General features: G+C 42.8%; 13 protein-coding genes. 8 read left to right on the top strand and 5 right to left on the bottom strand.

Annotated features, from left to right (window positions below):
- Positions 1 to 584: 584 nt before the first annotated feature.
- The 3 genes from F6K57_RS19035 to F6K57_RS19025 all read right to left on the bottom strand — a co-directional run bounded on the left by F6K57_RS19035 (position 585) and on the right by F6K57_RS19025 (position 2,415).
- Positions 585 to 758: a hypothetical protein gene (locus tag F6K57_RS19035; protein ID WP_293017746.1), complete on the bottom strand. Its 174-nt coding sequence runs from the start codon at positions 756 to 758 to the stop codon at positions 585 to 587.
- Positions 759 to 866: 108 nt separating this feature from the next.
- Entirely contained in the window at positions 867 to 2,165 is a 1,299-nt protein-coding gene (locus F6K57_RS19030) for a glycosyltransferase family 4 protein (RefSeq protein ID WP_293069925.1), read from the bottom strand.
- Positions 2,166 to 2,292: 127 nt separating this feature from the next.
- Positions 2,293 to 2,415, bottom strand: coding sequence for a hypothetical protein (locus F6K57_RS19025; protein WP_293069923.1), 123 nt, complete (start codon positions 2,413 to 2,415; stop codon positions 2,293 to 2,295).
- A 157-nt stretch (positions 2,416 to 2,572) separates the two neighbouring features.
- Here F6K57_RS19025 and F6K57_RS19020 point away from each other — a divergent pair, with 157 nt between their 5' ends.
- Entirely contained in the window at positions 2,573 to 2,821 is a 249-nt protein-coding gene (locus tag F6K57_RS19020; RefSeq protein WP_293017750.1) for a hypothetical protein, read from the top strand.
- Here F6K57_RS19020 and F6K57_RS19015 read toward each other — a convergent pair.
- Entirely contained in the window at positions 2,779 to 3,855 is a 1,077-nt protein-coding gene (locus tag F6K57_RS19015; RefSeq protein ID WP_293069921.1) for an MraY family glycosyltransferase, read from the bottom strand. The genes F6K57_RS19020 and F6K57_RS19015 overlap by 43 nt on opposite strands.
- A gap of 970 nt (positions 3,856 to 4,825) precedes the next feature.
- Between F6K57_RS19015 and F6K57_RS19010 the strand changes: the two genes are divergently transcribed.
- From F6K57_RS19010 to F6K57_RS19000, 3 genes are all read left to right on the top strand, one after another.
- Complete coding sequence (locus F6K57_RS19010; RefSeq protein WP_293069920.1) at positions 4,826 to 4,996, top strand: hypothetical protein; 171 nt, start codon at positions 4,826 to 4,828, stop codon at positions 4,994 to 4,996.
- 569 nt (positions 4,997 to 5,565) lie between these two features.
- Positions 5,566 to 8,469, top strand: coding sequence for an SLBB domain-containing protein (locus F6K57_RS19005; RefSeq protein ID WP_293069918.1), 2,904 nt, complete (start codon positions 5,566 to 5,568; stop codon positions 8,467 to 8,469).
- A gap of 206 nt (positions 8,470 to 8,675) precedes the next feature.
- Positions 8,676 to 10,928, top strand: coding sequence for a polysaccharide biosynthesis tyrosine autokinase (locus F6K57_RS19000; protein ID WP_293069916.1), 2,253 nt, complete (start codon positions 8,676 to 8,678; stop codon positions 10,926 to 10,928).
- Here the strand turns inward: F6K57_RS19000 and F6K57_RS18995 are convergent.
- Positions 10,871 to 11,095, bottom strand: coding sequence for a hypothetical protein (locus F6K57_RS18995; RefSeq protein ID WP_293069914.1), 225 nt, complete (start codon positions 11,093 to 11,095; stop codon positions 10,871 to 10,873). The genes F6K57_RS19000 and F6K57_RS18995 overlap by 58 nt on opposite strands.
- A 277-nt stretch (positions 11,096 to 11,372) precedes the next feature.
- Between F6K57_RS18995 and F6K57_RS18990 the strand changes: the two genes are divergently transcribed.
- The 4 genes from F6K57_RS18990 (at position 11,373) to F6K57_RS18975 (ending at position 14,090) form a co-directional block, all read left to right on the top strand.
- Positions 11,373 to 12,740: a metallophosphoesterase gene (locus F6K57_RS18990; RefSeq protein ID WP_293069912.1), complete on the top strand. Its 1,368-nt coding sequence runs from the start codon at positions 11,373 to 11,375 to the stop codon at positions 12,738 to 12,740.
- Between the two features lie 86 nt (positions 12,741 to 12,826).
- Entirely contained in the window at positions 12,827 to 13,315 is a 489-nt protein-coding gene (locus tag F6K57_RS18985) for a hypothetical protein (protein WP_364303499.1), read from the top strand.
- A 45-nt stretch (positions 13,316 to 13,360) separates the two neighbouring features.
- Positions 13,361 to 13,543, top strand: a complete 183-nt coding sequence (locus F6K57_RS18980; protein ID WP_293017760.1) for a hypothetical protein — start codon at positions 13,361 to 13,363, stop codon at positions 13,541 to 13,543.
- A gap of 28 nt (positions 13,544 to 13,571) precedes the next feature.
- Complete coding sequence (locus tag F6K57_RS18975; RefSeq protein WP_293069910.1) at positions 13,572 to 14,090, top strand: DUF4365 domain-containing protein; 519 nt, start codon at positions 13,572 to 13,574, stop codon at positions 14,088 to 14,090.
- Positions 14,091 to 14,103 lie beyond the last annotated feature (13 nt).

The raw sequence follows: 14,103 nt of genomic DNA, 5'->3' as shown, positions 1-14,103 counted from the left end.
GCTGATAGTTAATAGCTGATAGCTGATAGCTGATAGTTAATAGCTGATAGCTGATAGCTGATAGTTAATAGCTGATAGCTGATAGCTGATATTTTACGATTATTTCCTAAACAAATCAGTCAATCAAACCTTAGTAGTTAACCCCCAATTCGTTATTCTTAATAATCTATATTTATCAGGACAATTGAGTAATTTTTTAAAAAAAAGTTCTGGAATAATTGATGTCATAACTTGGTTAAATTATCCGATAATTTCCTTAAAAAAACATAAAAATAAATCGTTGAATAAGTGCTGATTATTTAGGCACTAATTCTGTATTCTTAGTAACCTAGAGCTTTCAGGACAATTTACTAAATTGCTGGAATATAGCATTGATTATACCTATGAGGTAAAGTCTTTACTGGCGCTGATTGCCTTTAAGACCTTATTAATTCTGACCTTTGGCTTAAAAGGATCAGCCAAATACCTAATTATAAAGATAATTAATATAATTATTGAGATAAAATTGTTTAATCTTTAATTGAATTTTATTAAACCATAATCCCTGTAAATAATACTATCAAAAAACAGCCCATAAGTCAATGTCATAGGCAGTAGGGAACAGGGAGTAGGGAGCAGGGAGTAGGGAGCAGGGAGTAGGGAGCAGGGAATAGGGAGCGTTGCGTCAGTCTTCGCGCTGAATAGGAGTAGAGTGGGCATCCTGCCCGCCCGAAAATTGTAACGGGCAAGATGCCCATTCCACAAGATGCCCATTCCACCTCACTCTTAAAATCATTCCATTATTAAGCAACGCCCCCTACTCCTTACTCCCTACTCCCTACTCCCTACTCCCTACTCCCGACTCCCGACTCCCGACTCCCGACTCCCTACTCCCCACTCAACGCTTCACAAAGAACCTGATCATACTGTTTAGCAATGACTTCAGGAGTAAAATTCTCTAATAAATACTCACGACCAGCCTGACCTAGGGACTTGACTAACTCCTGATTAGCCGCCAGAGAGCGGATATAGTCAGCCAGACCTTGGCTGTCTTCATTCACGAAGCTGGCACCGCACTTAGCTTTGGCGATCAGCTCAGTTAAGTAGGCTTCCCGAGAGCAAATTACCGCCACGGGAACCCCAGCAGCTAACGCAGAGTAGAGTTTGCTAGGAGCCACTAAGGTTTCCATACCAGGAATCACACTGACTAACGAGAGATCGCAAGCGGTTAAGGAGTAGGGCAGCACCTCTTTGTCTTGGTAGGGCAAAAACAGAAAGTTAGTTAAGCCTAAGCGCTTCACGTCCTCGATTAACGTCTCTCGCTTCGCGCCACTACCAATACAGACAAACTGAATCGGTTCGTCTTTTAGTAATTTAGCAGTCTCAAGAATGGTGTCGATATCATGGCAGCGCCCCATATTACCAGAGTAAAGCACCGTGAATTTATTAACTAAGTTGTGCTTTTGGGCAAACCAGTTATCTGGCTTGGGCAGTGGCACAATCACATCTGGGTTAGCCCAACTGTGAATCACTGCCACCTTGTTAGCCAATTTAGGACAGGTATCTATTACTCGTTGCTTCATGGCTGAACTGAGGACAATAATTGCCTCCGCTTTACGCCAAACCAGACGATTAAGACCTCTCCAAAATCGAGCTAAGGGATGATTGTGACCAATCACTCCTAATTCTACAGCAATGTCTGGATAAAAATCGTAAATTAGGCAAACATAGCGCATCCCAAAAATCTTACGAGCCAGGTAGGCAACCACAGGAAAAAACGGTGGCGCAGTCGTTAATAACACCAAATTACGACGACGATAGTTTTTAACTAAGTGCAAGAACGCTCGCACAGCAAAAATTAAGCCATTCATAGCCTTGCCACGAATGCGCTGAGGCCAAAGTTGAGACGCACGCGATCGCTTAATTTGTACTTTTCCCAACTTTTCATACATTGGTGCAGTGGCCGTCCCAAAAGCATAGCCTGGTTGCCCAGTAAACACCTTAATATCTATGCCTTTTTTGCCCAATTGCATCACCAACTCTTGGATTAACTGGCCAGTAGCAGCATAGTCAGGAGGAAAAAACTGAGTTAGTACAGACAGCCGCAGAGACTGCTCACTAACTGTTGTTGTTGGTAAGCAGCCTTTCATATGTTTCGATGTTTTTGGTTGTTTAATTAGAACCATAAGTCCACCTATAGTCTTTTGAGTTGGTTGAAGTACTTTTGTTTTAGGGAGCAGGGAATCGGGAGTAGGGAATCGGGAATCGGGAATCGGGAATTGGGAATCGGGAGCGGTGCGACCCGTGGCGAATTTAATTACGGGTCAAACGCACCGTAGGGAATTGGGAACAGGCAAGAGTTGCTAGTGGTGCTTCAGGGACGGGCGAGCCCTGATTTTCTGGGTAGCTTAGGATAATCCGTCCCTGAAGCACCACCAGGTCAAACAGCTTTTAGCAGATGCAGCCAGAGGCAAGAGGAGGGTGGGGAGTGTGGGAGGTGTGGGAAGTGTGGGGAGAGAGGGAGGAAGGAGGGGAGTAAGAAGCGAGTGGGAAAGGAGTGAGCGCGCGGAGATGGCGCGCGGAGTATGGGGAGATGGCCAGATGGCCATCTCCCCAGCCATGCTTAAAATTCAGATGTAATAAGATTTGTAGCAATTCTTGTACTGATCAGGTACAAAGAATTTTTTCCCGACTCCCAGGGAGTGCGCGTTCACGCTTAGCTTTGAAAAAGCGCGGGGTCGCACTGCTCCCTACTCCCGACTCCCGACTCCCGACTCCCGACTCCCGATTCCCCACTCCCTACTCAGGACTTCCTACTTCCTCATCAGTTAAAGAGCCATGAACAGACTCCCATGCTCTCCAAATCATCAATCCCAGTAAAATCGTTGTGCTACCTATAATTAGCGGACTGCGAGGAACCTCAACACACACTAGAGCTAAACTGCCAACCCATAACGTTAGGGCGTAAATCAGTAACACCGTTACTCGATGAGACAAACCTGCCTTTAACAAACGATGATGGAGATGGCGTTGATCGGCCTGGAAAGGTGAGCTGCCGTGACATAATCTCAGGGTAATCACAGCAGACATGTCTAAAAGGGGTACTGCCAAGACCAGCAAGGGTAAGAGGACTGTGGTAGCTACGGCATCCTTAACCAATCCCATCACACTTAAACTAGCGATAGTGAAACCGATGAAGTAGGAGCCACCATCTCCCATAAAAATTTGGGCTGGATTGAAGTTGTAGTACAAAAATCCTAATAAACTCCCCACTAATGCCGCACTAATTAGTGCGGCCTCGGTTTCGCCCATAAACAAACTGAGGAGGAAAATCATCACCCCAGCAATACCAGCTACTCCTGAAGCCAAGCCATCCAGTCCATCAATCCAATTTATGGCGTTGACAACCCCTGTCAGCCAGAGCACCGTCAGGGGTAAGCTGAGCCATCCTAAATGTACTATTTCCACTCCTGGAAGACTGACAACGCTAATCCGCAACCCCATTTCCCAAGCGACACTAGCAACTCCTGCTTGCAGTAACAAGCGCATTAAGGGCGATAAACTCACCAAGTCGTCGGTGACGCCAATCAAGAAAAAGCAGAAACTGCCGAGAACAACTGCCCAAACCTCTGAATAAACGTCAGGGGGAAAATCAGCCAACCCTCCTAGACTCCATACTAAAAATAGAGCAAGTAAGGTGCCAGCACAAATAGAAATTCCCCCTAAACGCACCATCGGTTGTCGATGCACTTTACGCTCGGCTGGTAAATCAGTATACTGATAGTTGATGGCAGCCGCTTTAACTAAAGGAATAGTCTTGAAAACAATTAAAGCCGCGATAATGAAAGCAAGTACATAATATCCAGGGGAAACCATGGTGTAATAGCATAAGAATTACTACATCTGAGAACCAGGATTACCTCTAGACGCTCGTATTCGAGAAGCCTCTAATTTTTTTGCAAGCTGATTTGCTTGCTCTAATAAACTTGGGAAATTTCCACAATTAGAAGGCATACAAGCATCTAGATTTTCCATAAGCTGTTGAATCGTCTGGATCTACTAAGATCCAAAACAAAACCAGATCCGTCACCTGCACCAGCAATATTTATTACGGCGGTCGTAATTACCAGAGTGTAGTGCACTCCCAGGCAAAAGATTCAGTAATTAAGGTAAGATGCAATCAAAACCTGTTAATTACTCGGAGCCGTTTATGTAGTGACTGTAGGAATAGAGTTTATTCTCTTAGCTGATGAATAATATGCTATATTTTATTAGCCACTTATTCCTACTAAAATCAACAAAGTTTTCAGGATTATTTCAAATAAAAATATATTATTTTACTTAAAATACCATTAATTATATTATTAATACGCAAGTGTTGGTGCTACCAAATCAAAAAATGATTAATTAAGATAAGATTAACTCAAAACCTGTTAATTAGTCGGAGCCGATTATTTAGTAACTGTAGGAATAGAGTTTATTCTCTTAGCTGATGAATAATATGCTCCCTTGGGTTATCCTATCCTTTATACTAAGCTTAGCGATAATCTCAGGATTAATTTAAATTATTCCATCACTAAAAATATTAATAATCAGAGGTTAAAGATAGGTATAATAGAATGAAAAGCCACTTTGACAGCACTCGATATCCATTCGTGGTTAAAACAGACTTAATTTTTTCAATCCGTAATCATCCTTAAAAATCAGGTAAATATGAAGTATTAAATTCACGATTACCTTCACTTTTGTACCGAATTATAAGCCTAAAATTAATGATACGTTTAAATTTTACCGATCACTTCCCTGCAAATTAGACCAATTCTTCAAAGGTGGAATAAAGATGCAGATGGGAAGATGGGGAGATGGGGAGATGAAATTGATGTGTAGCGGTGTGAGCACGAATAATTGGTATTATATTTCTTGGCCAAGATTTAGAGACTATTTTAGAAATATAGCGTTTATCATAGTAATCAGGTACACAGAATTTTTTCCCTATTCCCTAATCCCTGTTCCCTAATCCCTGTTCCCTAATCCCTGTTCCCTAATCCCTGTTCCCTACTCCCTAATCCCTGTTCCCTAATCCCATTAACCCAGGACGAGGTAACTTACCCAAGGTCAAACTGCTATAATCAAGTATAATTACTTATTAACAAAAGAACCGTCACTTTAACGTCTTAGCAATGCTATCATCGGGGCAGGGTCATCAATGATTGCAGGAAAAGAATCCTGTAGGGAATAATCCTGATAACTACACTAAGACCAGTATTAAGGATAGAGGTGCATTAACTTAGGTCCGTGACAGTTACCCTCAGCCTCTCCCCGTAGTGACTCTTTAACTATATGTAGTAACTATAAGTCCTGTTGAACTTTCAAAAGCTATTGGTAACAGCTCTACATTACTACCCAGACAAAACTAACCAAAGTTAGGTTAACGTTGTTAACCTAACCGAAGCTCTAACTGGTTTTAGATAACTTACTTTACTGTCTAATCAGCAAATTTTCTGTTGCTCGATAAACCTTACTGATAGAATTACCGAGGTGCTTAGTCCAAAAATTGGAGTTTGTTGAAGTCCATAAAATAATCTTATGCTTAGAGCCTTAGTACTGATTCCCATGTCAGCCGCCGTTAGCTATTCTTTAGGGTTTGGGCTGAGTAACAATTGGAATTATAAAGATAGTCCTATTGTCAAACTACTTTGTGCTGATCAATCAATAAATGTCAGTTCCTACCATCAAGGAAAAAAGGATACCAATCCCCAAGATTCAAAAGCCAATACTTTCCCAAAAACCTTTGCTAATCCCAAGTTTTCCCTTGATAGTCCTATTGTCCAACTGCTTTGTACTGATCAATCAAGAAAGGTCAGTTCCTTCCATCAAGGAAAAAAGGATACCAATCCCCAAGATTCAAAAGCCAATACTTTCCCACAAACGTTTGCTAAGCCAAAGTTTTCCCTTACCCAATCTCAGTTAAACCAAAGTAATTCACAGCCAACCCTACCAGGGCTCAGCCGACAAACCGTTAGCCCAAAAAACTTTGCAAAGATTCAACCATCCCTTCCTGCTGCAACCGTTATTCCGCCAGAGATAGTTAAAACACTACCGATTGATCGAATTGTTGCTCGCTCCGTTGGCGGTGATTTGCTCACAATGCGATTTGAAACAGTCGATGCAGCTCCAGTGAAGGTACCGAAAACACCGCGAGCTGAGATGATTTCCCCAATAGCTAAGGTCGAGAAACAAAAGAAATCGGAGTTAGGAGCAAATGCCAACAATACCAATAGACCTCTGGGGAAATTAACCTTTAGCTCAGAGGTGACTTGGGTTAATGGCTCGTTTTACCAGATGTCTAATCAAGCAGAGGATCATCCCGAAATTGTCTTTACAGTCGATGCAGCTCCAGTGAAGGTACCGAAAAAACCCCGAGCTCAGATGATTTCCACGTTTACCCCAGTTAGCCAAAGTTCCTTCCCCTTGCCAGGTGCTCCCACTCCAGAATTAGTGACAGCACAATCTGAAATACCAGCTCCAGGGATAGCTAAGGTGGACAAACAAACGAAATCGGAGGTGGTAGCAAATGCCAACAATACCAATAGATCTCCGGGGAAATTAACCTTTAGCTCAGAGGTAACTTGGGTTAAAGGTTCATTAGACTTCTTTCAGAAGAGGGAACAGCGGATCTCGGAACAGGCAACAGTGAACAAGAATTCACGAAAAGCGATGCAGTCGGCCAAAGAGGGTTCCCAAGGGGTTTACAAGGTGCGGGCGCAGGTGACCAACACAGCTCCTCCCCACTCGCTATTCCATCAAGAACAGTATCAGAAAAATACTTTTGCAAAAGGTCTATTGTTCCAGAGGTCTAATCAAGTAGAGGATCATCCTGAGATTATCCTTGCCCATGCCAACTTAGCTGCTTCTGGGAACTTAGCTATGGTTACATTCAGGGAATTACTGCCTAATGGTGAACAGCTGAGGGAGATTCTACCTGCTCCGACTATTGCTCAATCGACTATTGCTCAATCGACTATTGCTCAATCTAGACCAACACCGTCCCAAGGTCAGTCCACAGAAATCGTACCTCTGCCGACCTTTGAGCAACCTACCCAGACACTACCATCGTCCCAAGGTCAGTCCACAGAAATCGTACCTCTGCCGACCTTTGGTAAACCTACCCAGACACTACCATCCCCCTATCCAACTGATGTTACCACTCCTGTACCTGCTGTAGAGCCCGTTAGCCCTGTTATAGACCAGACCTATACCCTTGGTGCAGGTGATTTGATTCTAATTACTATTTTCAAGATGCCAGAATTTAGTGGCGAACAACAGGTTGGTGTAGATGGCTCTATCAAGTTGCCCTTAGTCGGGAAACTGAGCGTTGACGGCATGACCTTAGAAGAAGCCGAAATCGCGATCGCAACTCAATATCAATCGGAATTGCGCTCTCCTGCCATCACGGTTAGTTTACTACAACCCCGCCCGTTACAAATCGCTATTTCTGGGGAAATTAAACAACCAGGCTCCTACGTTTTACCTTTTGTCAATAATGCTCAGTTTCCCAGTCTCGCTCAAGCGGTTCAGCTTGCTGGGGGCATGACCCAATCGGCGGATTTAGAGCGAGTCGAAATTCGGCGTACTCAACCTTCTGGTATCACCCAGACTATTACCGTCAATCTCTCACAACTGCTGCAAGCAGGTGATTTGAGTCAAAACCTGATTTTGCGGGATGGGGATGTAATTAAGATTCCCACCACCACTGAGGTGGACTTAGCCAAAACCGCTCAACTAGCAGCATCTAACCTAGCTAGCACTGAGGAAATATCTGATGTTGCTGTGGTAGGGGAAGTATTTCGACCAGGCGCTTACCGCCTAGAAGGAGGACAAAACGGCACTAGTCGCCCGACAGTTAGTCAAGCGATTCAAACCGCCGGAGGCATTAAACCCTCAGCTAACGTGCGGGAAATTCAAGTGCGTCGCCCCACTCGCGATGGCACAGAACAGCTGATTAACATTAACCTCTGGAAATTATTACAAGATGGCGACCTCAGTCAAGATTTGGCCTTGCAAAAGGGAGACACAGTAATTATTCCTACTGCCACAGAAATTACCGCCGTAGAAGCTGCTCAAATTGCCTCGACTAACCTTTCTCCAGATGTAATTCGGGTCAATGTTGCTGGAGAAGTGAAACAACCAGGAACAGTCGCAATGCCATCTAATACCACTCTTAATGAAGCTTTGCTTTCTGTGGGTGGATTTAATGAGCGAGCAGAAAAAATTGTGGAGCTAATTCGTTTTAATCCTGATGGTAGCCTAACCCGAAGGGAAATAGAAGTCAATTTTAAACAAGGAATTGATCCCCAAACTAACCCTCTGCTATCCCAGAACGATATTATCATTGCTGGTCGCTCCAGTTATACCAAAATAACTGATACTATCTCTAATATTTTAGAACCAATTTTAAAAATATTAAATCCTTTACGTTCCTTGTTTTAAATTATATTTATCTATATATAAATTTAAATTACTTGATAATAAAACAATTAAAAATAATTTATTATTAATCCTGAATAATGACTGCTGAATTATAAATTTTAGAGCTTTTAATTGAAGGTGCCATATCTCAGTATAACCGGTACCAACCAACTCTTGTGTAGTCAACTGTTCTAGGATCCCCCTGATTAAATTGGAAGCGAAACTCAATGGTTCATAACTTTTCTCCCTCTCCTCCCCCAGTTCCAAGTAGTAACGGTAGCTTTCCCCCTTTACCTCAAGGGTCACAGTCGTTAGAACCAGAAGACAGTAAGTGGGATTTAGGGCCTTGGTTTGCGCTAGCGCGACGGCGAGGAGTAGTCATTGTAGGGGTAACAGTGACAGGGATATCCTTCGTCATCCCGAGAAGTTTAAATGAAGAGCCAAGTTACCAAAGCAAATTTCGGATTTTAGTAGAGCCTGTTAATGCTGAAAATGACTTAGGCAATTTAACGCCTGGTTTAGGGAACCAAAACATTAAATCTAGTTTAGACTACCAAACCCAAATTCAAGTCCTGCGTAGTCCTGAGCTAATGGAAGTAGTGCTCGCAGAAGTCCAAAAAAACTATCCTGAAATTAGTTATAATTCCCTAATTGGCAATTTAAAAATTACTCGCTTAGGGAAAACTAAGATCTTGGAAATCAGCTACCAGGGAAACGATCCGGATCTGATCCTCACTATTTTAGACCAATTAGCCAAAGTCTACCTGAACTACTCCCTGAACGAGCGCCAGACAAACTTACGCCAAGGGATTCAATTCATTGAAAACCAGTTACCATCCTTACAAGCCAGAGTAAATCAACTGCAAAACCAATTACAAGCCTTTCGACAGCGATATCAGTTCACTGACCCAGAGATTAAAGCTGCACAAATAACGTCTCAAATGACCGCCTTGAAGGAGGAAAACTTAGCCCTTGAACAACAATTAGCTAAAAGCCGCTTCAATCTTAGTTCTCTACAAGAAGAAACTGGAGCTGTGGCCGCTCTTAGTGAAGCTCCACTATATCAGCAAATTATTGGTCAGTTAAGAGAGGTGGAAACGCAAATTGCTGAAGAATTAACTCGCTTCCAACCACAAAGCACGGCGATTCGACTTCTGCAAAATCAACGGCAAAACCTCCTGCCGATCCTAGAGCAAGAAGCAGAGCGAATTTTAGGAGCCAAGTTAGCAGAAGCTGTAACTGAAGTGCAAAGGCTTGAAACCCAACGTCAAACCTTATTAGTTGCCGAACAACAGCTAAAACAACAGGATCAACAAATACCTGCTTTAACCAGACAATATAGCGACTTACAGCTAGAAATACAACTTGCTACTGAAGGGTTAAACCGTTTTCGGGCTACCTGGGAAACGTTGCAAATCGAAGCCGCCCAAACTGAGATTCCTTGGGAAGTAATTGAAGCTCCAGTTCGGCCAGTGGCTCCCATCTCTCCTAATATTCAACGTAGTATAACCTTGGGAGCTGTAGCTAGTCTTGCTGTAGGCATTGGTGTGGCTTTGATTTTGGAAAAATTAGATAACGTTTATCACACTGCCCTGGAACTAAAACAGCAAACCAAACTCCATTTGTTAGGGAATATCCCCATTAATAAACAAATAGCAGCAACGCCAAGTAATAACTCCCTAGCCAAAGTAGGAGGTTTATTGTCTAAACCTTTTACGTGGCTAATACCAGCTTTGAAGCAAAAATCAACGCCTTACATCTATGATGGTTACTCCCAATCCTCACACTTTTTGGAAGCTCTACGAATACTCAATACCAATATTCAATTACTGAGTTCAGACCGCCCAATCCGTTCTCTGACAATCAGTTCAGCTCTGCCTAGAGATGGGAAGTCAACCATTGCGGTTTTCCTGGCTCAAACAGCCGCAGCCATGGGAAAAAAGGTGTTATTAGTGGATGCAGATATGCGTAAACCCCAAGTTCATCCAAGATTGGAGTTACCCAACCAGTGTGGATTAAGCAATTTAATTTTACAAACCCTATCCCCTTCAGACGTAATTGAGGACAATTTACCTGTAGCTGGCTTATCAGTCCTAACCGCAGGTCAACTTCCCTCAGATCCTACCAAGCTGATCTCTTCCCAGAAAATGGCACAATTGATGGCAGGTTTCCACGAAACGTTTGACCTGGTGATTTATGATACTCCCTCAGTTTTGGGATTAGCGGACACTAGCTTGCTTACTCCTCGTACTGATGGGTTGATTCTGGTAACTCGCGTTGGGAAAACAGATCGTTCTGCTCTGACCCAAGCTCTTGAGAATCTGAAACTGTCTCAAATTAAAGTTTTAGGGATTGTTGCTAATGGTGTTAAAGATGAATATCTTGGCCTTTACGAGTACTACAAATCTGGTTACGGAAGCAATCACAAAGAACAGGATTGGGAGGAGGAAGAGAACCTGACATCGACATTGTTCAAGTAAAAGGGAATAGGGAATCGGGAATCGGGAATCGGGAATCGGGAATCGGGAATCGGGAGTAGGGAGTAGGGAGCAGGGACTTCGGAGCAGGGAGCAGGGAGTAGGGAGTAGAGACCAGGGAGCAGTAGCAAAGAGCTTGGAGGATTTTTTTTGTTATTAAAAATCAGCAATTTTGTTCATAAAATATTTGTAATATTTATCAGTTATATAAAAAAATATAGGTAACAATAAAAATTTTTGTTTGCATCCAAATAAGTTATTATTTATTACCAGTCACAGGTTTTTTTAATAGCTATCATGTACACAGTATTTTTTTTATTACCTATTACCTATTACCTATTACCTATTACCTGTTCCCTGTTCCCTGTTCCCTACTCCCTGTTCCCTGTTCCCTACTCCCTACTCCCTACTCCCTAAAATTCCAAATCTACCTCACCTATTTTAAACATGCTATATGACCCATCTATTGCTACTAAAATCGCTACAATCAACCAGTGCTTATGCTGGGGTAATCCTGGGATTATCAATCAGGGAATTGACCAAACTCAGTTAGTCCTTGATGATGGTCACAATGAACGTCCAGACTTTTCGTTTCTAGTTCTTGGGGATACGGATTCAGACACGGAATACGGACGGAAGCTGCAAGCACAAATAGCTCAACAATTACTTGACCACATCGATACTTGTCGCTTCACCTTACACACAGGGGATCTGGTTTATCCATTTGGGTCGGGTGAGTTTTATTTGGAGAAATTTATTCAATTCTACCAAGAGGTTTTTGGTGTTAGGAGTCCTGTCAATAAAACTGACACTACTCGACTAGTCTTTAATCACCCGATTTTACCTGTACCAGGAAATCATGATTACTATGACCTGACGTTTCTGCCCAGATTATTTGCTCAGTTAAGTTTACCTCTACGCCGTTGGTTAAAATCTCAGTTAGGGTTGACCCTAGGTTGGGAGAGTTCTTACCAAGGCAAAGCCTATGCTCACGCTTTTCTTGATTGCTTGAGTCAGCATCACAAGCGGAGTAATTTAGCTGAGTATCTCAACCAACACTATACGGCCAAGACCGAAACCGGAAGATGCCTGCGCTACCAACCTGGTCACTTTACCCGCCTACCCAATCGCTACTATACCTTTAGATATGGCGGGCTTGACTTTTTTGGCCTTGATTCCAATACCTTTTGTAGTTCTGACTCTTCTTCTAAACCTAAGGCTGCTCCTGACCGAGAGCAACTAGATTGGTTACAGCAACGGTTAATTGATTCTTGGCATGATCCTCAGGTAAGGGGACGAGTGATCTATCTTCATCACTCTCCCTATTCAACGGAAACAAGCCGATGGGAGCAGCCAGATGCGATCGCAGTTCGTGGCCATTTACGCCAAGTATTGGATCAGGTGGCTGCTGCTATTGGTTCCCTAGCGGAAAAACGGCCACTGGTAGATTTAATCTTAAGTGGACACGCCCATTGCTTTGAGCATTTGCGTACCCTTGATACTAAACATGCTGACTCCAATTTAAATTGGCTAGTTTGTGGCGGAAGTGGTGCTAGTTTGCGGGGTCAGCGCAAAGATGAGGTTGAAGTGATGGAAATTAGTCAGAGCGGTTATGTTCAAATGGTGGCGCGATCGCTTTTATTTATCGGACGCAAAGGTAAAGGCAGAACAGCCCGCTCTCCTCATACGTTCCTACGGATTGATGTACATAACGGTGTGCCCCCTAAGTTTGTAATTCGGCCATTTATAGTTGAGAAACTCAAGAATAAGTGGAGTAGTAGTGCTATCAAACCCTTTGTGATCCAGAATCTGTAAACACTATGGAATTGAGAACTGCTATAGTATAATTCGTTGATAGTCATAGACCATAACAACACATGAGTAAACTGCGCAACATACTAATGGGTGCTGGTATAGCAGCAGTCGGTGCGGTCGGAACTAAAGTGGCTGTGGATTATTTCCGCAACCGTGATAAGGAAGAAGAGAGGGACGAAAGTGAAGGTGACGCAGAAGCTACCTCTCCCGAAGAAGTTGCCTACGCTATCGTACAAGACAGTTCTGTGCAAAACTTCTTGGATGTTAGCTTTGGAGCTCCTGGTCGTTATGTCCCCACTCGTGCGCCTAAAGTATTCGACTATCAAGACCAACAATATATGGTCATTTGGGCTTACGACAATCAGAAAGAAAAAAACCAAATGTTGGCATTCATCTATACCGATGAGGGTCGTAAGATGGTAGCTAGTGTGGGATACACTGCTGACGCAACGGATTACAATATCAATTTAGACAGCACACCCTTCGCTGTTGAAGTGAATGGGGAACAAATTACCTCTGGTCAAGATCAAACTGACGGAGCTGATGAAGTGGATTTTGTCCTAGCTGGTAGTTAAATCGGATTTTTCATTGGATAATCTCTGAATAATAAAAGCGATCGCTTGTCTACGGGGATAAGCGATCGCTTTTATTTAGCGATGCAGGTACACAGTACACAGGTACACAGGATTTTTTCCTACTCCCTACTCCCTACTCCCTACTCCCTACTCGGTGCTCCCTACTCCCTGCTCCCTAAAACCCAGAACGAAAGTACTGACCCAATTGAAAACTGCTGTAAGCTATAGAGTAAACCATTTCTATAGCTTCCGGTCAATGACGTCAAAAAAACGACCGAGAGAACAAATTATTGCTGATCTCAGTATCAATTATGTGGAACGATATGTATTCTTATGTGGTTACTCAGTAGAACGAGTTGAGCTTGAGTACACTTATGGGTTTGACCTAATTATCTTTACCTATGATGCCAATTGTGAACTTGAAAATGGTAAAATTTACGTCAAGCTAAAGGCAACCGATTTTCTGAGCATGCTAGCCGCTGATCAAGAAACAATCGGCTTTCCCCTAGGACGCTCAGACATAGAGCCATGGTTAAAAGAACCAATGCCATGTATTCTGATTGTATACGATGCTCAGCTCGATCTAGCCTATTGGCTGTACTTGCAAGCCTACTTTGAAAACTGGGAAAACTTTGATCCATGGCAAATGGAAGAAACGATTACTGTTAATCTTCCTAAAAAGAATATTGTCAATCAAGATGCCATTAAAAAATTCGCTCGATATAAAAATGATGTGCTGCGCCAGTTACCGGGAGTGATTCGTCATCGTGCTTAGAAACGTTATTTTT

The organism is Moorena sp. SIO4A5, assembly GCF_010672005.1.
GTDB lineage: Bacteria > Cyanobacteriota > Cyanobacteriia > Cyanobacteriales > Coleofasciculaceae > Moorena.
The sequence above is the reverse complement of the archived record's forward strand: the minus strand, read 5'-3'. Positions and strand labels throughout refer to the sequence as shown.

Bases quoted from the DNA above. Each gene is read 5' to 3' on its own strand.
- F6K57_RS19030 (WP_293069925.1), bottom strand. From the start codon at position 2,165: ATGGTTCTAATTAAACAACCAAAAACATCGAAACATATGAAAGGCTGC.
- F6K57_RS19020 (WP_293017750.1), top strand. From the start codon at position 2,573: ATGGCCAGATGGCCATCTCCCCAGCCATGCTTAAAATTCAGATGTAAT.
- F6K57_RS19015 (WP_293069921.1), bottom strand. From the start codon at position 3,855: ATGGTTTCCCCTGGATATTATGTACTTGCTTTCATTATCGCGGCTTTA.
- F6K57_RS19010 (WP_293069920.1), top strand. From the start codon at position 4,826: ATGGGAAGATGGGGAGATGGGGAGATGAAATTGATGTGTAGCGGTGTG.
- F6K57_RS19005 (WP_293069918.1), top strand. From the start codon at position 5,566: ATGCTTAGAGCCTTAGTACTGATTCCCATGTCAGCCGCCGTTAGCTAT.
- F6K57_RS19000 (WP_293069916.1), top strand. From the start codon at position 8,676: ATGGTTCATAACTTTTCTCCCTCTCCTCCCCCAGTTCCAAGTAGTAAC.
- F6K57_RS18990 (WP_293069912.1), top strand. From the start codon at position 11,373: ATGCTATATGACCCATCTATTGCTACTAAAATCGCTACAATCAACCAG.
- F6K57_RS18985 (WP_364303499.1), top strand. From the start codon at position 12,827: ATGGGTGCTGGTATAGCAGCAGTCGGTGCGGTCGGAACTAAAGTGGCT.
- F6K57_RS18975 (WP_293069910.1), top strand. From the start codon at position 13,572: ATGACGTCAAAAAAACGACCGAGAGAACAAATTATTGCTGATCTCAGT.